Origin of the sequence: Okeania sp. SIO2F5, from assembly GCF_010692685.1 — a bacterium.
GTDB classification, from domain to species: Bacteria; Cyanobacteriota; Cyanobacteriia; order Cyanobacteriales; family Microcoleaceae; genus Okeania; species Okeania hirsuta.
This window is the reverse complement of the sequence record NZ_JAAHGU010000007.1, coordinates 207,782-230,417: the sequence shown is the minus strand read 5'-3', so window position 1 is coordinate 230,417 and position 22,636 is coordinate 207,782. Positions and strand designations below refer to the sequence as shown.

Annotated in this window: 18 protein-coding genes; 7 read left to right on the top strand and 11 right to left on the bottom strand. The window is 37.6% G+C overall.

Annotation, left to right across the window (positions count from 1 at the left end; genetic code table 11):
- Nucleotides 1-108 precede the first annotated feature (108 nt).
- The 6 genes from nifK to nifB form a co-directional block, all read right to left on the bottom strand.
- The gene (gene nifK, locus F6K27_RS05200) at nt 109-1,647 is read right to left on the bottom strand and encodes a nitrogenase molybdenum-iron protein subunit beta (RefSeq protein WP_287273457.1); all 1,539 of its coding nucleotides are present in this window, start codon (nt 1,645-1,647) and stop codon (nt 109-111) included.
- Nucleotides 1,648-1,957: 310 nt separating this feature from the next.
- Complete coding sequence (gene nifD / locus F6K27_RS05195) at nt 1,958-3,415, bottom strand: nitrogenase molybdenum-iron protein alpha chain (RefSeq protein ID WP_287273459.1); 1,458 nt, start codon at nt 3,413-3,415, stop codon at nt 1,958-1,960.
- Between the two features lie 198 nt (nt 3,416-3,613).
- Entirely contained in the window at nt 3,614-4,501 is an 888-nt protein-coding gene (gene nifH, locus F6K27_RS05190) for a nitrogenase iron protein (RefSeq protein WP_287273651.1), read from the bottom strand.
- 356 nt (nt 4,502-4,857) lie between these two features.
- The gene (gene nifU, locus F6K27_RS05185; protein ID WP_287273461.1) at nt 4,858-5,733 is read right to left on the bottom strand and encodes a Fe-S cluster assembly protein NifU; all 876 of its coding nucleotides are present in this window, start codon (nt 5,731-5,733) and stop codon (nt 4,858-4,860) included.
- 418 nt (nt 5,734-6,151) lie between these two features.
- On the bottom strand, nt 6,152-7,354 hold the full coding sequence (nifS, locus tag F6K27_RS05180) for a cysteine desulfurase NifS (RefSeq protein ID WP_287273463.1): 1,203 nt from the start codon (nt 7,352-7,354) through the stop codon (nt 6,152-6,154).
- A 321-nt stretch (nt 7,355-7,675) separates the two neighbouring features.
- Nucleotides 7,676-9,058 (bottom strand): nitrogenase cofactor biosynthesis protein NifB, encoded by a 1,383-nt coding sequence (gene nifB / locus F6K27_RS05175; RefSeq protein ID WP_353735934.1) that lies wholly within the window; start codon nt 9,056-9,058, stop codon nt 7,676-7,678.
- A gap of 1,995 nt (nt 9,059-11,053) precedes the next feature.
- Here nifB and cysE point away from each other — a divergent pair.
- From cysE to nifT, 5 genes are all read left to right on the top strand, one after another.
- A complete protein-coding gene (cysE, locus tag F6K27_RS05170) occupies nt 11,054-11,662 on the top strand; it encodes a serine O-acetyltransferase (protein ID WP_287273652.1) in 609 nt (202 codons plus the stop codon).
- A 12-nt stretch (nt 11,663-11,674) separates the two neighbouring features.
- On the top strand, nt 11,675-11,947 hold the full coding sequence (locus tag F6K27_RS05165) for an Asr1405/Asl0597 family protein (RefSeq protein WP_124143219.1): 273 nt from the start codon (nt 11,675-11,677) through the stop codon (nt 11,945-11,947).
- An 86-nt stretch (nt 11,948-12,033) separates the two neighbouring features.
- The gene (locus tag F6K27_RS05160; protein WP_124143218.1) at nt 12,034-12,264 is read left to right on the top strand and encodes a DUF2949 domain-containing protein; all 231 of its coding nucleotides are present in this window, start codon (nt 12,034-12,036) and stop codon (nt 12,262-12,264) included.
- A gap of 233 nt (nt 12,265-12,497) precedes the next feature.
- The gene (locus F6K27_RS05155; protein WP_124143217.1) at nt 12,498-12,764 is read left to right on the top strand and encodes a nitrogen fixation protein NifZ; all 267 of its coding nucleotides are present in this window, start codon (nt 12,498-12,500) and stop codon (nt 12,762-12,764) included.
- Nucleotides 12,764-12,964: a putative nitrogen fixation protein NifT gene (gene nifT, locus F6K27_RS05150; RefSeq protein WP_124143216.1), complete on the top strand. Its 201-nt coding sequence runs from the start codon at nt 12,764-12,766 to the stop codon at nt 12,962-12,964. Before F6K27_RS05155 ends, nifT begins: the two co-directional genes overlap by 1 nt.
- Before the next feature lie 310 nt (nt 12,965-13,274).
- Here the strand turns inward: nifT and F6K27_RS05145 are convergent, their stop codons facing one another.
- The 5 genes from F6K27_RS05145 to F6K27_RS05125 form a co-directional block, all read right to left on the bottom strand.
- On the bottom strand, nt 13,275-13,757 hold the full coding sequence (locus F6K27_RS05145; RefSeq protein ID WP_287273469.1) for a hypothetical protein: 483 nt from the start codon (nt 13,755-13,757) through the stop codon (nt 13,275-13,277).
- Nucleotides 13,682-14,155, bottom strand: coding sequence for an ADP-ribosylation family protein (locus tag F6K27_RS05140; RefSeq protein WP_287273471.1), 474 nt, complete (start codon nt 14,153-14,155; stop codon nt 13,682-13,684). The genes F6K27_RS05145 and F6K27_RS05140 overlap by 76 nt, the downstream gene beginning before the upstream one ends.
- A 152-nt stretch (nt 14,156-14,307) precedes the next feature.
- Nucleotides 14,308-15,216, bottom strand: a complete 909-nt coding sequence (locus tag F6K27_RS05135) for a DMT family transporter (RefSeq protein WP_124154236.1) — start codon at nt 15,214-15,216, stop codon at nt 14,308-14,310.
- Nucleotides 15,217-15,715: 499 nt separating this feature from the next.
- The gene (locus F6K27_RS05130) at nt 15,716-16,174 is read right to left on the bottom strand and encodes a Ycf66 family protein (RefSeq protein WP_287273473.1); all 459 of its coding nucleotides are present in this window, start codon (nt 16,172-16,174) and stop codon (nt 15,716-15,718) included.
- 316 nt (nt 16,175-16,490) lie between these two features.
- Nucleotides 16,491-18,005, bottom strand: a complete 1,515-nt coding sequence (locus F6K27_RS05125) for a type II CAAX prenyl endopeptidase Rce1 family protein (protein WP_287273475.1) — start codon at nt 18,003-18,005, stop codon at nt 16,491-16,493.
- Between the two features lie 803 nt (nt 18,006-18,808).
- On the opposite strand from F6K27_RS05125, the gene F6K27_RS05120 reads away from it, so the two are divergent.
- Nucleotides 18,809-20,167 (top strand): histidine phosphatase family protein, encoded by a 1,359-nt coding sequence (locus F6K27_RS05120; RefSeq protein WP_287273477.1) that lies wholly within the window; start codon nt 18,809-18,811, stop codon nt 20,165-20,167.
- Between the two features lie 1,161 nt (nt 20,168-21,328).
- Nucleotides 21,329-22,612, top strand: a complete 1,284-nt coding sequence (locus F6K27_RS05115) for a dihydroorotase (protein WP_287273653.1) — start codon at nt 21,329-21,331, stop codon at nt 22,610-22,612.
- The last annotated feature ends 24 nt before the right edge of the window (nt 22,613-22,636 follow it).

The window sequence follows — 22,636 nt, the reverse complement described above, 5'->3', positions numbered from 1 at the left end:
GGAATATGGAATAGATAGCAATTCCACCATAACTTATCCCTGAATATCTGTCAAAGCAATTAGGGGCAAACTGCCATTTGCCCCTACAAAAACTAGATGATTTATGAATTAACGAATCAAGTCAAAAGATGTATCGTTAACACCTAGCTCCATGCTACCACGGTCTAACTCATCCAGGATAGTATTAACAATCCAGTTGAGTAGATTGAATGCGCCTTTGTATCCTAAGATAGAATAACGGTGCTGGTGGTGGCGATCAAAGATAGGATAGCCAACGCGTAGTAATGGAGTACCAGTATCACGTTGTAGGAACTTACCATAAGAGTTACCAATCAACAAGTCAACTGGCTCAGTATCCAACAATGAACGTAAGTGCCATAAGTCCTTACCGATCCAAACAGTAGCATCTTTACCATTAGGATCATTAGCTAACAATTCCTTAGCTTCATCTTCAAAACCATTAACGTTACCGTTAGTAACAACAACGTGAACTGGCTGCATACCTAACTCTAGAGTAAAGTTCAACAACCCTAATACATGGTCAGGATCGCCGTAGATAGCAATGCGCTTGCCGTGTAACCAAGCTTGAGAGTCAGTGATAGCATCAACTGTACGACCACGCTCAATTTCTAACTCTTCAGGAATAGCCTTTCCAGTCAATTCAGACAATGCCATTAAGAACTCATCAGTACCGCGGATACCTATGGGACGATAAGTAGCTGTTGTTTGACCACCTTTTTCTGCTAGGTACTCTAGAGTCTTAGGAGTAGAATATTTCTGGAAGGAAATAGTAGTCTTAGCATTGATGGAGTCAGCACCTTCTTCCAGAGTTGTACCACCATGGTACATCTTGAATTCACCCAAGTTAGGAGAATCAAAGCTCTCAGCGTTGTCAGCTAAAATAGTGCTAGGAATATCCATTAAAGATAGAATATGCTTCAAATCCCGGATGTTGCCAATGTAAGGGTCGAAACCAGGGATGAAGTTGATTTTACCATTATCAGTTTCTGTCTTCTTACCTTCAGTCAGAGCTATCAAAATACCCTTGAGCATATTGTCATAGCCTGTGATGTGAGAACCAACAAAGCTAGGAGTGTGAGCAAAAGGAACTGGGAAATCTTCAGGTACTGAACCTTGCTGCTTGGAGGTAGTGATGAATGAACCTAAGTCATCTCCAATTACCTCTGCCATACAAGTGGTGCAAAGAGCAATCATTTTTGGCTTGTACAAAGCATAAGAGTTTGCCAAACCATCAGTCATGTTCTTGAGACCACCAAATACCGCAGCATCTTCAGTCATAGAAGAGGAAACTGCTTGGAATGGCTCTTTGTAGTTACGAGTTAAGTGAGAGCGGAAATAAGCAACACATCCTTGAGAACCATGTACAAAAGGTAGAGTTCCTTCAAAACCTGCTGCTGCAAAGATTGCACCTAAAGGCTGACAAGCTTTGGCAGGGTTGATAGTTAGAGCTTCACGAGCAAAGTTCTTTTCGCGATATTCCCAAGTTTTTGTCCACTCACGAACCTTTTCTATTTCTTCTTTGGAAGCACCGCCTTCAAATTCTCTCTTCCGCTCGAACATTTCTTGGTATTCTGGTTCTTGGAAGAGTTGAAAGTGATCTTTGATTTTGTCTATATTCTGACTCATGGTGTTAGTTCCTCTATAACTTAGGATTTACAATTTGGTCGGCAGGAAGAGGGAAGAAGAAAGAAGAAATTTAACTACAACCCTGCATTCCTCAAATTTTGTTTCTGTATTGGGGTTGCCGAGGAGATCGCATACCCCATTTCTTAACTAAATTTATCTTAAAAGTCAGAGTCAAAAGGTTAAAATTAATACTTTTAACTGTCTTGAGCGCATCTTAATATTCTGTTAACAGATGCCTCAGAATTATATACTCACTTCTGACTTCTGTACGGGCGAATAGCCATTCGCCCCTACTGACTTCTGACTTCTACTAGCTAGCTTGCTTCCAAGGAGCCTTGATTAGGTTCCAAGTTGGGCTGTTGAGAGCTAGATCCATGTCACGAGCAAAGATAGCGAATCCATCATAACCGTGATAAGGACCGGAATAATCCCAAGAGTGCATTTGACGGAATGGCATACCCATTTTCTGGAATACATACTTCTCTTTAATACCAGAAGCAATTAAGTCTGGCTTTAATTTCTTAGCAAATTCTTCAAATTCGTAGCCACTAACGTCATCGTAGATTAGAGTACCTTCTTTAGCATAGTCAGCAGTACGCTTGTAGTCGTCACCGTGACCGAATTCATAACCAGTACCGATAACTTCCATTCCTAGATCGTTAAAAGCAGGAATAATGTGACGTGGACGGAGACCACCAACCATCATCATTACTGTCTTGCCTTCTAAACGAGGACGATACTTAGCAATTATTTCATCAGCTTGCTTTTGATAACCAGCAATTACTTTCTCTGTATTTTCTTTGATTGTATCGTCAAAGTAAGAAGCAACCTTCCGGAGAGACTTAGCAATTTGAGTCGGACCAAAGAAGTTAAACTCAACCCAAGGTATACCATACTCTTCTTCCATATAACGGCAGATGTAGTTCATGGAGCGGTAGCAGTGGATGAGGTTTAAGTTCACCCTGGGAGCCATGAATACTTCGTTATAAGTACCATCACCTGTTGCTTGGCTAACTACTCTTAAACCGATTTGCTCTAACAATATGCGAGAACTCCAACCGTCACCACCGATGTTGTAGTCAGCGATTAAGGATACGTCATAAGGAGTCTTTTCAAAACCAATTTCTTCGTCAGTAATCTTAGCAGAAGGTTCGTAAACCCAGTCACGCACTGTGTCGTTAGCGATGTGGTGACCTAATGACTGAGAAACTCCACGGAAACCTTCACAACGTACTGGTACAACTGGCTTATTCAATTCTTTAGCAGCTTTCTTAGCTACTGCTTCGATGTCATCACCAATTAGACCTACTGGGCATTCAGATTCAATTGTGATACCAGAATTGAGTGGGAATAATGTCTCAATTTCATTCATAATTTTGGTGAGTTTCTTATCTCCACCAAAAACGATGTCTCTTTCTTGGAAATCGGAGGTGAAGTGCATTGTACCGAAAGTATCAATACCAGTTACACCATTGTAATAGTTACGACGACCTGCCCAAGAGTAGTAACCGCAACCAACTGGACCGTGACTGATGTGAACCATGTCCTTAACAGGACCCCAAACCACACCTTTTGCTCCAGCAAATGCACAACCACGAGTTGTCATTACACCAGGAACTGATTTTACATTAGACTTAACACCACAGTCAGTTCCTTGTTGTTCGATCACCTTGAGGTGCTTTTTCCGTCTCTTAGCAGCTTTCTCAGGATAAGCTTCTAAAACCTCTTCAATTAACTTTTTATTCTGTTCGATTTGTTCTGATGTCATGTTACATATCTCCCTTTCGGATATTTGAAGATTTTGGTGTTTTAGTTTTGTATTAGTTAGTGGGGACAGGTGCTTTTTTATCGTCTGCAAAACCTGCCCCTACAAAATTGATTAATACAAAACTCAGCACTACTTGTGTCTTGAGATGGGGTGTACTAATCACACCCCTAATATTTTGCTATGAAGATTTTCAGCTAATTAAGCTTTTCCTGCTTTTAAAGCTGCATCTTGTTCTGCAATTTGCTTCTGACGATCGTCTTCGTCACCTAATAGACCGAACTCAATTAACAACTCTTCTAATTCATCCATTTCTAGAGGAGTAGGAATAGTTAGTTTTTCGTTGTTGATGATCTTCTCAGCTAATGTATTGTACTCTTGAGCTTGGTTATCCTCTGGAGAGTATTGCTCAACAGTCATACGACGGATTTCAGCGCGTTGTACAACGTTGTCGCGAGGTACGAAGTGAATCATTTGAGTGTTCAAACGAGCTGCTAAGTTCTCGATTAACTCAGTTTCACGGTCAACTTTACGGCTGTTACAGATTAAACCACCTAAACGTACACCACCAGCGTGAGCATACTTAAGAACACCACGAGCAATGTTGTTAGCAGCATACATTGCCATCATTTCACCGGAACATACGATGTAGATTTCTTGAGCTTTGTTTTCACGGATAGGCATTGCAAATCCACCGCAAACAACGTCACCTAGTACGTCATAACTTACGAAATCTAGATCGGTATAAGCACCTTCTTCTTCTAGGAAGTTGATAGCAGTGATAATACCACGACCTGCGCAACCAACTCCAGGCTCAGGACCACCAGACTCAACGCACTGGATCCCAGCGAAACCAGGCTTCAATACTTCGTCTAATTCTACATCTTCAACTGCACCGCGCTCTGCAGCAACGTGAAGTACAGTAGTTTGAGCTTTAGCATTTAAGATTAAACGAGTAGAATCAGCTTTAGGGTCACAACCTACGATCATGATTCTCTGACCGTGACGGTTAGCCATTGCAGCTAGAGTATTTTGAGAAGTAGTAGACTTACCGATACCACCTTTTCCGTAAAATGCAATCTGACGCATGATAGATTTCTCCGTTTTGTTAGTTAGTTTGTTTGACTTGATTTTGAATGAATGTGATTTTGATTCTGTAAAAGTTTCCTTAGAGTTTGTGTTTGATATATAGCTGCTGTTTTCTAGGGCTTTTGGTTTTACAGATCGCATTCATATATTAATTTTGTTCATGTAAGAACAGTGTGTATTTAGCAGCAACATTGAGTGCCCGGAGGCGCTCGCCCTAAAGCTTGAGCAGGCATAACCTGCGTGTATATAATTGTCATTAATGCACCCGTTTTATTGGTTATTTGTCTATTTCAGTCAACAGTTAATTTTTTCAAACTTAGTAGATACACCTTGATAACTGTTAACTGACAACTTTTTTAAACTGATTCTACTACAATGCTTTCGCTTACTCGTTCTTTCAATGTGGCTTCAATCGCTCCTTTGAGTGTTGCCATTGCACTACTGCAAGTACCACAAGCACCTTTGAGTGTTACTAGCACGCGATCGCCATCTATATCAAATAACTCAACATCTCCTCCATCTTCCGCGAGAACTGGTCTCACTTCTTGTTCTAATACTTGTTGAATTAATGTAATTTTTTGTAGGTTTGTGAGTTTTGTTGCTGGTTTAGTAGTTGTAGGAATTTGTTGTGCTGTAGGTTCTGGCGTTTCGTAAACCGATGCGATTAGATCGTCAATATCTGCCAGACAGGAACCACAACCACCACCTGCTTTTACATAATTTGTTACTTCTTCTGCTGTTGTGAGGTTGTTTTCCCGAATTACTCGCTTAACCTTATTTTCGGTAATCGCAAAACAGCTACAAATTAATGCTCCTTCGTCGTCTTCTTCGTGAACTTCTACTTCAATACCTTTGTACTTAAATATTGCTGCTTCTAATGCTTCCTCTCCCATGACCGAACAGTGCATTTTTTCTTCTGGTAGCCCTCCCAGGTATCCCGCGATATCCTGGTTTTTAATCTTCATGGCTTCGTCTATGGTTTTGCCTTTTAGCATTGCTGTCAGAGCAGAAGATGAAGCGATTGCACTAGCACAGCCAAAGGTTTGAAATTTTGCATCTAATATTTCGCCGGAGGTTTCGTTGACTTTGAGGTGCAGACTTAAAGCATCTCCACACGCTATACTTCCTACCTCACCGCTAACAACCCTTTCCCCTTCTTTCTGGTCTGTAATGGTTCCTTGATTTTGGGGGTTATAGAACAAGTCCATTACTTTTTCAGTATATTCCCACATAGCCCTTATTGTTTAGAACACCCTAATTTTTACTGATGAAAGTTGCGCTTTTTCTTGAAGATTACTACTCAGTTTATAGAGTAATAATTTATTTTTTTAGGAGGTGGGTTAAACTTGTATATTATTAGTATTTCACATTTTTTATATTCAAGCAACCCTTTTTTCTCTTAAATTTATTTTTTCAAGTAATCAGCATTTAAAGTTACTCATTACCCCTAGAAGTTATATTATTTATACTCTAGGTTAAGGAATCTTTTTTCTGTTAATCCTGCTACAATTTTGTGAGTTATTAGCGTGAGATATACCCCTCTTTAAGCTATACAATCATTGTTGCGGAATCAACTGAGTTTTTCTGTTATTCTTGCTACAAAAAAGTAGCGTAAACAAAAGTGTAGTAATCCTTAAAACATTGTAAATTTTAGGACTGTACAGTTGCCTCTTGTCGTTCTTGCAACCAATTAGCTTGGTCGTTCTTAAAGGGTGATAAAGCCCGGAGACGCTCCACAATAGTAGGCATCACTGCTAACACTTCCTCAACCTCTTGGCGGGTTGTGTAACGTGATAAAGAGAAACGAATCGAGCCATGTAAAATTGTGTACGGCAGATCCATTGCCCGCAAAACATGAGACGGTTCCAGAGACCCAGAAGTACAAGCAGATCCAGAAGAAGCACAGATACCATAATGGTTCAAATGTAGCAATATTGCTTCTCCCTCAATAAACTTGAAGCCAATATTAGTAGTATTAGGCAACCTTTCAGTAGGATGACCATTAACAGCACAATCAGAAATAGCAGCAAGAATGCCATTCTCCAAATAATCGCGCAGTTCCCGTTCCCGGTCGATATGTGCTAAATGCTCCTGTGCCAATTCACAAGCTTTACCCAGAGCAATAATACCAGGCACATTTTCCGTACCAGCACGGCGACCGCGTTCCTGATGTCCGCCAATTAATAACGGACGGAACCGAGTACCACGGCGCACATATAAAGCGGCAATACCCTTAGGTGCGTGCAATTTGTGACCAGAGATAGCCAGCATATCTATAGTGCTATTCTTCATATCCAGGGGAATTTTCCCTGCTACTTGCACCGCATCAACATGAAATAGCGCACCATATTCCTTAGCTATCTGCCCTATTTTTTCTATGGGGAAAATCACGCCTGTTTCATTATTGGCGTACATAACCGAGACTAAGGCAGTATCACCTGTAATAGCAGCTTCCAGCTCAAGTAAATCTATCATTCCTTGGCTATCTACTGACAGATAAGTAACCGTATAACCCTGCTTTTCCAAATGCTTGCACAGATTTAAAACTGCTGGGTGTTCTACCTGAGTAGTAATAATATGCCGTTTATTTGGTTGGGCGGTGAGAGCAGCTCGAATTGCAGCATTATCACCCTCAGTACCACAACTGGTAAAGACAATTTCTGTATCCTGGGCACCTAATAAAGCTGCAACTTGCGATCGCGCTTTTCTCACAGCTTTACCAACTTGTCCGCCAAAAGTGTGCATACTAGAGGGGTTACCATAAAACTGACTCAGGTAAGGCAGCATCTCCGCTAGCACTGCATCATCTACTTTGGTGGTAGCATTATTATCGAGATAAATGGTTTGTTGCATAGCTGACTAAATACTTGAGGTGATGGTTGTAGAGATTTTGAAAGCTTGTGACTTTTGACTAAGGAAGAAGGAAGAAGAAAGAAGAAAGAAACATCTTCCATTGCTTGAGTTTTAAGCTTTTGATCTGTTCCCGTCTGCAGAAGAGAAGAAGGAAAAAGGAAGAAAGAAACATCTTCCATTGCTTGAGTTTTAAGCTTTTGATCTGTTCCCGTCTGTAGAAGAGAAGAAGGAAGAAAGAAACATCTTCCATTGCTTGAGTTTTAAGCTAATATCAAATAATTGCCTGAAACTTCTAACTTCTAACTTCTGACTTCCGTTTACCTATGCAGGTTGTATTAGTTTGATGAACTGCTTGTAAAAATCTAAAGCAACTGTTTCAATTACATCGTAGCTCTCTACTACGTCTATTCCTGCATTGAGTACCTTTTCTTTAGGACTCTCACCAATTTTAGAAACCAGCACAGCTTTACAATCAGAAATTGCTTTGATAATATTCTCCAAACTGCCTTCTTCACCATAACCACCTAAACAATAGTGGTCAACTTTGCGGTGAGCAATAAATCTAGCTTTCACACCATCAACTTCATAAATCATAAACTCTTTAGCATGACCGAAGTGTTGATTAACTAATCCATTACCCTTACTTGCTACTGCTAAAAGTATAGGAGGACCAGCTTGAGCAACTGCTTCTTTTACCTGAGTCTGGGCCTTAGCTGTTGCTAGTTTGTTGCGGAAACCTTCAATGCCAGCATGGAATTCTTTACGCTTTTCCAAGTCATATTCTGGAGTCATCTCCATGATTGCTTTTTTTGTGAATTCCTTACTCCGGTCTTCACCTAACAGACCAACTGCATCTGCACGACATTGACGACAGTGACGCATCATTTTCATGCCACCTACATCACATTTGTCTTGCAATGTTTTCAATTCTTCAGTGGTAGGGCCACGCTGACCATTTAAGCCAAAGTAAGTGCCGTGTTCTGGTGAAGAAATCAGAGGCATAATATTGTGAATGAATGCACCCTTAGAACGAACAACTTTATTTACTTCTTCTAAATGTTCATCATTGATGCCAGGAATCATTACTGAATTAACTTTGCAGAGAATATCAGCTTCTCTGAGTAAGTCTAAGGATTCCATTTGCCTTTGATGCAGAATTTTTACCCCTTCAATTCCTCTATAGCGTTTCCGTCGATAATGAACCCAAGGATAAATCTTTACCCCGATTTCAGGGTCAACCATATTAATCGTTATAGTAACGTGGTCAATATTGAGTGCTTTGAGTCGATCTATATGATCGGGTAAAGCTAGACCATTGGTTGACAAGCAAAGCTTGATATCTGGTGCTTTCTCAGCTACAAGCTCAAAAGTGCGGAATGTTTTCTCTGGGTTCGCTAATGGGTCTCCTGGGCCAGCAATTCCCATAACAGTCATTTGGGGAATTTTACCTGCAATTACTAGAGCTTTATGAGCTGCTTCTTCAGGAGTTAGTAGTTCACTAACTACACCGGGACGACTTTCGTTGGCGCAGTCGTATTTACGGTTACAGAAATTACATTGAATGTTGCAAGCTGGTGCAACTGGAGCGTGCATCCTCGCATAATGGTGATGTGCTTCTTGACTGTAACAAGGATGGTTAGCAATACGCTCTTGAATACTGGCGGGGAGTTCCTGTTTGGTAGTACTTCCGCAACCCTTTGACACGCAGCCTCCGGATTTCTTTTCCGTGCTCTTCGTGGTGTTTGCGAAGCTGTCTACTGTTGGTTGGGAATATAGTTCTGTTGGCTGTAACATCTAAGTTTCCACTATTGTTGGGCTAGCTGTCGCCGTGAGTGACGGATTACTCGCGTCGATACACTTTTCCTGAAACGATTATTTTCCGTATGCAGTTTAGGTGTCCGGCGTTATAGTTTTTATATCAGTGGCCTTTAAATTGCTATTGTCAACAACCCGGATTAATATTGATTATTATGATTAGTTTTGTACTCAAACTTGTATCATCTAATAATTCAAATCAAATTGAGATATCTAATTTTTTTATTGGGGTATAGGTACTTGTATTTTTTAAGTGGGGTACAAGTATTTATGGGGTAATGGTATGGAGTTCTATGTACTCATCATCAAATCTATATATATCAGGAATTCAACTACTTTTTTTACCCTGATTTTTGCCTCTATACTCCTGTACTCATACACCCCTTATTCAACTCAATCTTTTCTTACTGTATACAATGTATCAGTTTTTGGCAAGTAGTTTAGATTTATCTTAATTTTTCTTTAAAGTTTGACAATTATTTTCAATACTGACAGAGAGAATGCAGAAAAAAAGGAGTAAAGTTGTCAGGAATCAAGCTTTTCGTTACTAATCATCCAGATTTAATACAACTGCACTTTAGAGTAATCTACATTAACAAAATCCTGAGAAATATGACCAATTTCCTTAACATTTTTATTTGGCCAAAGACCAAGTGCAATTTTAATACAACTTTTTAGTTTTTGTAAAAAATTTAGCAGTTTTTCAGGATTAATGTAAGTAATTTTCAATGCTTCGTCCTGAGAAAAATTTTCAATTTTCTGTAGCTAAAAAATAAAAATGCAACTTGTTAGCTTTTGTAATAAATTTAGCAGTTTTTTCAGAATTAAGTAGATAATTTTTAATATTTTTTTTAATCTTTTCCCCATAATTATGAGTTAAACTATAATTTGAGTACAAGTTTCAATTTCAGCATAAACCCCACTTAAAAACTTCAAACCTGCTGATACACAAGCATTAACCTTGAGTACAAAAATGCTAGTACATTGTTCAGTAAATACTCGTACACGCTACAAAAAATACTAGCACCTATACCCCAAAATATATTTCAAACATCTATCTACAGTCATTTTCAGTCTTTTGAGTACAAGCTTAATATATCTAATAAAGATTGACCGTTAAATATTGGTTAGTAGTTTACAAGGCACTTGATATAAAAATTGAAAAGCAAACGTCCTTGTCAAACACGGAACCCCTTATTTAGGGTTTGCTGAAAAAATTGGTTGGTGGGGGTAGGACACGGGGACGCGGGGACGCGGGGACGCGGAGACGCAAAGATGGGGGGAACAGGCAACGGTTTAGGCCATTTTATGTGAAGAAATTTTCTGCTGAAATTCAAGAAAATTTCAGTGTGGAGCTTCCCGTAGTAGACTGACACACCTTAAATGGTGCAATAGATTTTTATTTCTAGGTGTCTTTATCTCCCCTACTCACTAATGCACCATTTTAGGTGAAACAGTCCAGTAGGGTGGGATGGTGAGGAAACCTGCGCTATATCCAATCGACCAAGAGAAAGATAAACTTCAGTATTTCAACGCTCCCTGTTACAGGAAGTGCTGATAACTGATAACTGATAACTGAATTTCAACGCTCCCTATTACAGGAAGTACTGATAACTGATAACTGATAACTGATAACTGATAACTGAAATGACCACCTTACTAACTGGCAATACTTGTACATTACCTAACACAACTAACACTTCTAATTTCAAAAAAAGCCAAGGTAACTTTAGGTTTCCATTCAAACTCAAAGCTAATACTGACACTGCTCAACAAAATCGACAACCAGAATCAGGTAGAGACCTTTCTTCTTCTCGTCGTCATAGATTTTGGTATAAATATTTTACCTTTCCAGAGCTAGAGACAGTCTTAACAGATTTTCAAATGATCTTTGAGCGAGACCCCGCAGCACGCAACTGGGTTGAAGTCTTATGTTGCTATCCTGGTTTGCACGCTTTAGTACTACATCGCCTTGCTCATTGGTTAGAACTTCAGAACATTTCTCTAATTCCACGTTTAATTTCCCATCTTGGGCGGTTTTTAACCGGAATTGAAATTCACCCTGGAGCAACAATTGGACGAGGAGTATTTATCGATCATGGCATGGGAGTGGTGATTGGTGAAACTGCAATCATTGGAGACTATTCTTTAATTTATCAAGGTGTCACTCTTGGTGGTACAGGAAAAGAAATAGGCAAACGTCATCCCACTATTGGCAAGAATGTTGTAATTGGTGCTGGTGCTAAGGTACTAGGTAATATAAATATCGGAGATAATGTTCGCATAGGTGCTGGTTCAATTGTATTGAATAATGTTCCTTCTGAATGCACAGTTGTCGGTATACCTGGTCGAATTGTTTCTAAATCTGGCGAACGAGTTGGACCTCTTGAACATGGACGGTTACCAGATACACAAGCTACTGTAACTCGCGCTTTACTTGACAGAATTGAGCAACTAGAACAAACAATTGCAAACTTTTATCAGCAACACTAAGGAATGACAACGATGTATAGCAATCATAATCCTAACCCTCAAGACTTGATTACAGTTGTGAATGTTTCTCAAATCGATCGTTGGTTCATTCATCAGCGCTTACAAGAACTAATGATTAATAGCTGGTGTTCCGCTAGCGGTGAGTTATTAGTCGAAATCAATAATTTCACTGATGCTCTTCTTGTCCACAGCATTGTTAAGCAATTTGTTGCCCCTCGCAAAGAGTTAGTGGACTGGTTAGAAAGATGCTGGCAGATGGAAGTTTTTCCTAAATACAACCATTGATTTAATGAACAATTCTCATTGGTAATAGATATGGAGTTACCTTCCTTATCTATTACCTGTAGTTTAATATTTTAAGGATAATAACTATGGAAGGCGATCGCAAAACAACTCTATTTATTAATTTTTTGCAGGAAGAATTAGCTATTTCTGCCGCAGCTATTTCTGTAGCACGGAAACACAGTGAAGCTTCTTGTGGACCTCTACCAATGATTCTCTGGAAGTTTGGTATGATTTCTCTCCAACAACTGCAACAAATTTTTGATTGGCATGAGTCTTACGATAGCAATACTTTCTGCTATGATCGACCAATTAGTTAAAAGATGAATTATAAAGTTTATCTAAATAAAAGCTTTCTCGTTGACAAACCCATGTTTAATAGTGATAAATACTTTTAGATTTTGCTTAAATGTAATTTTTACTATCCTAAAGAAAGAAGCAATAGCTACTTTTTCTTAAATAATTAATATGTCATAATCTCTAAAGAAATTATCACTATTCATTCCACCAAAAATAACGCTAAGATTTAGCTCAGTATTAGGGAGGCAACTACATGAAATTAGATGAGGCGATCGAATTAGATGGACCACCAGTATTTGAATTGGAACAAAAGGTAAGAGTTCGCAAAATAATTCGTAATGATGGTACTTTCCCTGGAAAAAATCGAGGTGATATTCTTTTAGAAGGGGGAGAAGTAGGTTATATTTGTGGCATAGGTACCTTCTTACAAAAATTTTATATTTATTCCGTACATTTCATTAAAAAAGGAATGATTATAGGCTGTCGTAAAAATGAAATAGAAGTTGTAGAGGAAAATTAATGAAAGTAATCTTACGAAATAATGCAGCAGGAAATTTAGAAGTTTATGTTGCTAAAAAAGATTTGGAAGAAGAAGTTGTTTCACAAAAAATTGATGGAGATATTAAAGTTTTAACTTTAACAAATGGTTGGGAATTATCTATTCCTAAAGACCAACCAGAAAAACTACCTCTAACTATCGATGCTAAGAGATTAAACTAAAAGTTTCCTTTCCATAGTTACTCCTTATTGTACAGCCACCAAATGAGATTTATCTCTTGTTTGGTGGTTTTTTTGACCCCAATATATCTAATACCAAGCGTGATAAATATTTGTTACAAATGGTAGGAACGTTGCATGCAATGTCCGTACGAAAGAAGGAAGAGGGAAGACCGAAGTTGGGGTAAATATTGAAAAAAAGGGAAAAAAGATAGAGATAACTATCTCAAATGAACTGGAGCAGCTATTTTTAAGAATCTCTGATTGAGGTCTACCTTTATCTATCAAGACTTTGATATTTAATCAGCAAACCCTACTTAGGATAGCCAGTCATATCAACCCATCTAATATCCCTTTTATTATAGTGAATCTCAAGAATGTGTAACAATTTTTCACGCTGGAGTACAGTGTAAGCTTTTTTAAGTAAATTGTAGGCTCTCTCAGAATATTTTTCACCACCCCAGTACCATAAAGATCGACCTGCCTTTAAGGCAGGTACTACGTTATCATCTTTACATTCATCAAGAAGTGCTTTGTATCTTTCATTGCTAAGTTTACGATAAACCTTTGATGATTCATTTCTGCGGAACTTTTCAGGTACACAAAGTCCCAAACCAGTATCTGATGAAACGCTCTCTACTCGATTTTCGACAATCTCTATTGAATGCTTGTCTATATAATCTTGAATGCGTTCTAAAAATCTATTAATTCTACTTTTAGTCACATGATAATCTTCATCCTCATCCTCTGAAAAATCTGCAAGACATTCATCACAATATTCAAGCTCTTCTCGCACCGATCAATAAGTGCTGAGAAAATGCTGCTGTAGACCGTTATTTCATCACCATCATTGTTATAGTATGAGGCAGCACCTCGAAAACCAACAGAAGGGTTATCAAGTAGAAGTCCCCAGTGCAAACCATCACAATCTCCATGTAAGCAGGTAAAAAATTCTGGTAAATCTCGATAATAACGATAATGAAGAAGTGCTGATTCCTTAAAATTTTCAGTTAGTAATTTTGGGTTTAATATCAAGCTCAATATTCCAGAAGGACGTACACGAATTGTACTTAAATCCCACATTCCTTCTTCAGGATAGTTTTGTAAAAAATCAGCTAATTGAAAGATTGAAACTGGAAATTCCAAATCATAATACTCTTTTAGTAAGCTTTTAATATCTGCAAACTTTTCCATCAGTTATTTACTGTTTTAATATAATCTATCTATTTGTAGTAAAAATTTATCAATTTGGTATTATACCGTGTCCTCTTTTTTCTTGCTTATTCCTTCTTTTTTCCCTCCTGACTCCTCCCCCCCCTCTAAAAAACTTTTTCAGCAAACCCTAATTACTGAAAAGTGAATAGTAAACTAATTCCTACTACTGCAACTAATACTCCTAAAATTGACCTAATGCTTATTTTTTCTCCCATTTGAGCAGCAATGGGAATTATAAATATTGGGCTGGTAGCTAAGAGGGTTTGAGCAATACCTGCGGGAGAAAATTTTAGGGAAGTTTGCTGTAGCCAAATACCTAAATAAGTGCTGCTAAAAGCTGTAATAAAAATTGCTCCTACAAGTTTCATTGACCAGTTAAATTTCTCTGATTTATCTTGTTTTATTTTCTGAAAAAATAACAATAAAACAACAATAGTTGTTCCTCCAATTAAACGAAATAATGTGCTTAATAAAGGATTAATATCTGAGGAAAGCAAAGCAAAACGGGAGATAACTGCACCACTAGAATTAGCTATTGCTGCTAATATTGCCCAGAGTATTCCTTGTTTGATATTAACATTACTAATTGCTGCACCGGGAGTTCTTTCTGAGATTACCCAAGCTACGCCTCCAACTGTAATTAAAATTCCACACCAAGCACCAAAAGTTAATTGTTCTCCTAAGAAAATTAAAGCTAATAAAGCTGTCATGGGAGGAGATAAAGTTTCCATGAGAAGAGTTCTTCTTGCACCCATATTTTTGAGGGCAGAAAAAAAGGCAGTATCTCCTAAACCAATACCAAGAATGCCACTAATCAGAAATAAATTAATAGTAGTTGAGTTGATTTCTGTCTGAAGTTTGTCACTAATAATTAAAGTTAGAAAAATCAGAGCGATCGCTATTAAACCTTTGAATAAATTTAATTTTAGGGGAGATATTTTTTGCCCAAGTAAGCTATAAGCAGCGGAGGATGCTGCCCATAAAAATGCACCGGTTAATGCTGCTAGTTCGCCTTGAAAATTAGTTATCCACAGTTCCATAATTTTTAGAAGGAAGAAGGAAGAAGGAAGAAGAAAGAAGAAAGAGGTAAGAAGGTTTAAGAGTCAAGAAAAAAATTTAAATTTCCTATATATATTAAGGAAGAAGGAAGAGGGAAGAGGGAAGAGGCAGGAAGGGTTTAAGAGTCAAGAAAAAAATTTAAATTTCCTACATATATTAAGGAAGAAGGAAGAGGGAAGAGGGAAGAGGCAGGAAGGGTTTAAGAGTCAAGAAAAAAATTTAAATTTCCTACATATATTAAGGAAGAAGGAAGAGGGAAGAGGGAAGAGGCAGGAAGGGTTTAAGAGTCAAGAAAAAAATTTAAATTTCCTACATATATTTATGCTTGGGTTTACACAAACTTCCCCCAACGGAGATGATATGACCAATAATAACTATTCAAGTAGTAATAGTAATGAAAAAACTGTATTTATGAGATTTATTAATAAATCCAGTATGATAGTTATTTAAAGTTATTAGTGAAAGGTGTATGGAAGCAACTTATTTAAAGATATCTTTAATACCCAAAAATATAGATACACTAATTAACAAAAATATAGCAAAAGATAATATTGAATCGAGTCTCCAGCCCTGATAAAGCAAAATTCCTCCACACAATAGTATGGCGATCGGAAGAAAAATTTGAACAAAAATCCATTGAATAATATTAAAAGCTTTTTGATGAGAAACAATATTGTATAGGGAAGTTTTAATTACCAAAAATACTAATATAATATGTAACAAAAACATCACAAAAAATAATATTGGATCGAGTCTCCACCCCTGAAAAATCAAAATTCCTCCACACCATAGTATGGCGATCGGGACAAAAATCCATTGAACAATATCAAAAGCTTCTTGAGATAATAATTTTTTTAGGGATTCGTTGAAAATTAATAGGGCTAGTAAGATATCTAATAACCCAAGTAAACTCGAATAATTTAAAAAAAGATTCACCATTTTATACTTCTTCGATTATTTACCGAAAAATTAATAATTAATAATTATTAATTAAATAATTCAGCTTACTCTGCCTCCCCTTTCAAGGGGAAAAAAAGAAATAATATTTCCTTACATTCAATTCCGTAAAGGTTTTAACCAGAGGTAATTATCAATTATCCATGATCAATTATCAATTAATGAAATTGCTTCCCGTTTTTATGAGGCACAATAAGTAGACTTTTCACAGGGTAAATATTTTTTCCCCACTCCCCCACTCCCCTACTCCCCTACTCCCCTACTCCCTATTTTATGTCTCTGAAACTAACACTAAAAATTAACTCGCTCCACTTCCCAGAATATACAAACTTAACAAAGTTCCAGTATTCCATAAACTATGTAACAACATAGAAGATAAAAGATTACGAGACCTAGTATAAACTACTCCTAAAATTATTCCTAAAACAGCTAAAGGTAAAACTTCTGAAATATTCAAATGAGCTATGGCGAATAAAAATCCACTTGCTACAATAGCTCCCCAAACTGGCATATATTTTGTCAAAGAAGGCAACAAAAATCCTCGAAACATAATCTCTTCAAAAACTGGTGCAGCAATAGAAGCTGTGACATAAAACATAGCTAAAGCTAATCCATCTTGCCCTTTCAAAGCAATAGGTAAAATTGGATTACTTCCACCTTGACCTTGCCATAATTGTTGATTAATTAAAGAGATTAAAATTACCATTGGCAAAGCAACAAAATATCCACCCAAACCCCACAAAAACCAGCCACCGCGTAAATTAAATTTAAACCAACCTTCCGGCAGTGGAAAAAATGACTTTAATGATAAATAAAGTACCAATAAACCACCTAGAGAAAACAGAATATAACTCCCTAAAATATATCCAGCTTGTACCCGCACTCCCATCATTGCAGGTTGCCAATTTGTGAAACCTTTAAAAATCTCTAATCCTAAAGGAATCAGAATTTGTCCGACTAAGAAAAATCCGACTACAAATACTTGTAAAATTGTTTCACCATCCCAAGTAACTTCCCAAGGTAAATTGGCATTTTTTAATAATAAAGATTCTTTACCAGAGATTAACCATTGCACTCCTAAAAATATTAGTAACCCTACTCCGAATACTAATCCCATTCCCGGCAAACCAGCCACAATTGCTAACTTTAATACGGCCTGTTGAGCTATTTCTTGTTCCTGGGTTTCTAGTTGAGCTAAAACCTCTTGTCTTTCCTGTAATTTATATAATTTTTTTAAGGCACGATAACGAAACCATCCATCTAAATTTTTCTGGATTAAAGATTCTGCATCAGGTAAAATTCTCGCTGGTTTATTCCAAATTTCACTTAAAACTTTTGCCGTTTCTCCTAAAGACAGATTTTCTATTTCTGACTTAGTTAAATTTTGCCAACTTTGCCTAGCATCATCTATTTTATTTTTTTGTGCCTGTAAAATTCCGATATTAATATCAAACTCATTAATCAGACTTTTTAACTGATTTATATTCTTGTCTAACTGTTTTACTTCTCCTAAATTTTCCACTTCTAAAGTTTGTTTTTCCAGTTGCTGTTGAGCAGACTGACGAGCATTTTTGTATTGTATTAATCCAGCTTGATAAGAATCATTACCAATCAAAGCTTCACTAGCTAAAGTAAAATTCTTACTATCTAAATCTTCAGGTTGCCATTCCGCAGCGTGCAACAATAAATTAGTCTGATATAACTCCAGACGACTTTGAATTTGTGGCTGAGTTACACTACTAAATAAAGAAAAACCAATAAAAGAAATGGCTACAATAGTCAGAATACTTAAAATTAATCTTTTAATCGTCATTAATATCTCCTAATAATATCTCTCTAAAATTGCAGATTTTTGCTTCAGTCTAGATATAGTAATTTCATTTGAGTTGCGTAAAAAACCTGGTCGCTTTTAGGCAACAGGCAACAGGCAACAGGTAAGAAGGTTTCCCGGACCTTTTACTGTTAATAAATAACCAACTCTTGTTTGACATCTCATTTGAAAACGCTATATAGCAGACTTCAAGTTTGTGAAGTATAGCAGGGAACAGGCAACAGTGGGAAAAACATTTCCTCTGATTCGGATCATCATCAGTCTACTTAACCTACCGGTTTATTGCTATACACAAATTAAGTCTTTAAACCAGACAGAAAAAATACTATACTTCTGAAAAATAACTTCTAATTTATTAATTATGCTGTACTAAATGATATATAGAATTTTTATCTAGGTCTTCAACAATTAATAATTAATAATTACCTCTCCTTAAAATTATTAAAATTATAGGATTAACGAACTGGATTTTTTGGATTTATTTCTTCTTGAATTTCTCGGTAAAAAATCCATGGATAGATAAAAAGTTGGAAATTTTAACCTCAGATGAACTGTTGCCTTTTCAAGCTGTTATCTAAATTCCAAGATATTTTACCCACAACTGAAATAGAATTCTAGACCATTAGACATAGGAGTGGAAATTACACATATAGATCATATTTTGTGCCTTTTTTCAGAAATTTTCTTCCCTGTTGCCTGTTGCCTGTTCCCTGCTATAAGTACCAAAAACAAGATAAAATCACTCTGTTGCAAAGTTTCCAGCAAATTTATAATCTAAACTATCCATGAGTACCCGTGTTATCCTTGTGCGCCATGGCCAAAGCACCTACAATGTTGAACGTCGAATTCAAGGCCGTCTTGATGTCTCAATTCTCACAGACATAGGCATAAATGCTGCCCGTCAGGTAGGTGAAGCTCTCAAAGGTCTAAAGTTTGATGCTATTTACGCTAGTCCTCTCAAAAGGGCCAAACAAACAGCAGAAATTATCCATTCCTGTTTAAATTCTCCCCCCCCATTACAAAGCAAAGAAAACTTAAGGGAAGTAGATTTACCATTATGGGAAGGAATGTTGCGCCAAGAAGTCAAGGATAAATTTGGAGAAGATTATCGTATCTGGAGTCAACTTCCCCATGAATTTTATATGGAAGTCTCAACACCAGAGGGGCAAATCAAGCATTTTCCTGTTCTATCTTTGTTTGACCAAGCTAAACAATTTTGGCAAGAAACTTTAAGTCAAAATAACGATAAAACTATTTTGGTTGTGGCTCACAATGGAATTAATCGCTGTCTTATCGCTACAGCTTTAGAAATACAACCATCTTTTTATCAATCCATACAACAGTCTAATTGTGGTATTAGCATTCTCAACTTTACTCCTCCTTTCCCTTCTTTTTCTGGAGAAGATAAATCCGGAGGTTCTGTTCAGTTAGAATCAATGAATCTTACTACTCACATTGGTGAGAAATTCCCTAAACCTAGAGAGAAACATCAAGGTCCTCGATTGTTATTGGTGCGCCACGGTGAGACAAACTGGAACCGAGATGGTAAATTTCAGGGACAAATTGATGTACCACTTAATGATAATGGTCGCCTTCAAGGTGGCCAAGCTGCCGAGTTTCTCAAAGATGTACATCTAGATTTTGCTGTGAGTAGTTCTATGTCACGTCCCAAGGAAACGGCAGAGATTATTTTGCAGCACCATCCAGATGTGGAGTTACAGTTAGATGATGGTTTATGGGAAATTAGTCACGGTCTCTGGGAGGGAAAATTTGAATCGGAAATTGAATCTGGTTTTCCTGGTCTGTTGAAGCAGTGGAAAGAATTTCCAGAAACGGTACAAATGCCAGAAGGTGAAAATTTACAGCAGGTTTGGGAACGAGCAATGATTGCTTGGCAAAAAATTATTCGGTCAGTTTCTGGTGTTGGTATTGTCGTTGCCCATGATGCGATAAATAAGGCAATTCTTTGTCAATTATTTGGTCTGGAACCTAAACATTTCTGGAATTTTAAGCAGGGAAATGGGGCAGTTAGCGTAATTGATTATCCTCAAGGGCCAGATGGACGACCAGTCTTGGAGGCCATGAATATTACTTCTCATTTATCTGGCGGTATTTTGGACAAGACTGCGGCCGGGGCGTTGTAAGGGAAGGCAGAAGGCAGAAGGCAGAAGGCAGAAGGTAATCATATTTTTTCATCGGACTTATCCTCAGACTGTATTTTTGAGATTTGGGGTAAATACTATAGCGCCATATTATTTCTCTCTATAGCAATGAGCGCTCAGGTATTAACAACTTAGTAGCTCAAAGTGCAGTAAGGGAAAAGGTTTACAAAAAATAATGTGTAAATATGCCAGAGCACATTGCTATATCTGAAGAAGACAAAAAAAGCTTTGTCTATCAGAAGGCAAATTTTCACGCTATGAAGAATTGATGGGGATAATTCAATATTTGTCCGGCACTGAAAGGCGATCGCCTTTTTTGATTGGACTTTCTCAAACTATATTTCTCAGATGTGGAACCAAAACTAGGTAGTCTTGCTCGCGTAATGGTATACAGGAAAAAGTAATATCTGGTACGGGAGCAAGATACTCCCACTGCCGTGCCTCGTAAAAAATAATGACAATGCACGACCAATGAAAATTCACCACCGCCAAAAACTATAGCGCCATATTATTTCTCTCTATCTGGAGAAGGTAAAAGAAAACTTTATTTATCCTCGGTAAATTTTCACCCTATGGAGGATAGATGAAAATAATTTAATATTTACCTGGCACTGGAAGACTATCGCCTTTTTTCATCGGACTTCCTCAGAGTAATTTCTCAGATGTGGAGCCAAAACTATAGCGCCATATTATTTCTCTCTATCTGGAGAAGGTAAAAGAAAACTTTATTTATCCTCGGTAAATTTTCACCCTATGGAGGATAGATGAAAATAATTTAATATTTGTCTGGCACTGGAGGGTAATAATTTTTTTTCATCGGACTTCCTCAGATGTGGAGCCAAAACTATAGCGCCATATTATTTCTCTCTATCTGGAGAAGGCAAAGTCAAGCTTTGTATATCCTCAGTAAATTTCCCCACTGATAGAGGATGGATGAGAATAATTGAATATTTGCCCGACACTGGAAGGCGATCGCCTTCCAGTGTCGGACTTTCTCAGACTATATTTGTCAGATGTAGAGCCAAAACTATAGCGCCATACTATTTAGTCAAAGGAAAACCTCTTGTAGATTCTTTTAATCACTCTTATCATTCAAAAACATTCTTTTTTCACCCTTGGTACAGCACCTACCACCTTCCTCAGATGAACAGCAAATTATTTCAACAAATCCGAATATTAGACCCAGTTTCCAATACAGACAGAATTGCTGATGTATTAATCATCGATAGTAAAATCGCAGCAGTTGAGACACAAATTTCTGAATTTCCCACTAAAACAGAAATTCAAAATTCCCATGGACTAATTTTAGGCCCTGGTTTAGTAGACTTATATTCTCATAGTGGCGAACCAGGGTTTGAGGAACGAGAAACTATTGAGTCTTTAATTCAAGCTGCTACAGCAGGGGGTTTTACTAGATTAGCTATTTTGCCTGATACTTTTCCACCTGTAGATAATCCTGCTGGTTTGGCTAGGTTGCAAAATTTAGCCAAAAATTATGCTTCTACTCCCATCATTTATTATTGGGGTGCTATTACCCAAGGTTTACAAGGGGAGCAAATGACCGAGTTGGGAGAGTTGGCAACAACAGGAGTTGTGGGGTTTGCCGATGGTTTACCTCTACAAAATCTTGGTTTGTTACGACGAATCTTGGAATATCTCAAACCTCTGAATAAACCTCTAGCTTTATGTTGCAATAATTCTAGGTTGGCGGGTAAAGGGGTAATGCGAGAGGGGTATGATTCTATTCGCTTGGGTTTGCCTGGAGTTCCCACTATGGCTGAAACTTCTGCTTTAGCTGCTGTGTTGGAATTAGTAGATGCTATTGGTACTCCTGTCCATATTATGCGGGTTTCCACTGCTCGGAGTGTGGAATTAATTAGAGTAGCTAAAAATAGGGGTTTGCCTATTACTGCTAGTACAACTTGGATGCACTTGTTGTTGGATACTCAGGCAATGGAGGGTAAGTCTCCTTTTGAGACGAAGTTTTTTCCTTATGACACTAATTTACGTTTGGAACCTCCTTTAGGAAATTCTAGCGATCGCTTGGCTTTGGTTCAAGGTATTAAGGATGGGGTTTTGGATGCTATTGCTATTGAGCATGCTCCTTTTTGTTATGAGGAGAAAACGGTTACTTTTTATGAAGCACCCCCAGGAACTATAGGATTAGAAATAGCATTACCTTTATTATGGCAGAATTTTGTCCAAACAGGAAAGTTGTCGGCTTTAGATTTATGGAGGGTATTAAGTACGGCTCCTAGCAAATGTTTAGGATTAAGTCCTGGAGAGGTAAGACCTCAAAAGTCAGCAGAAGTTACCCTATTTGGGCCTCAAGAAACTTGGGTAGTAGAAAAGCAAACTTTGAAATCTCGTTCTATTAATACGCCTTGGTTGGGAAAACAAATTCAAGGTCGTGTTCTCGAAGTTTAGTTTTAAAGGATTTGACTTTTTCTG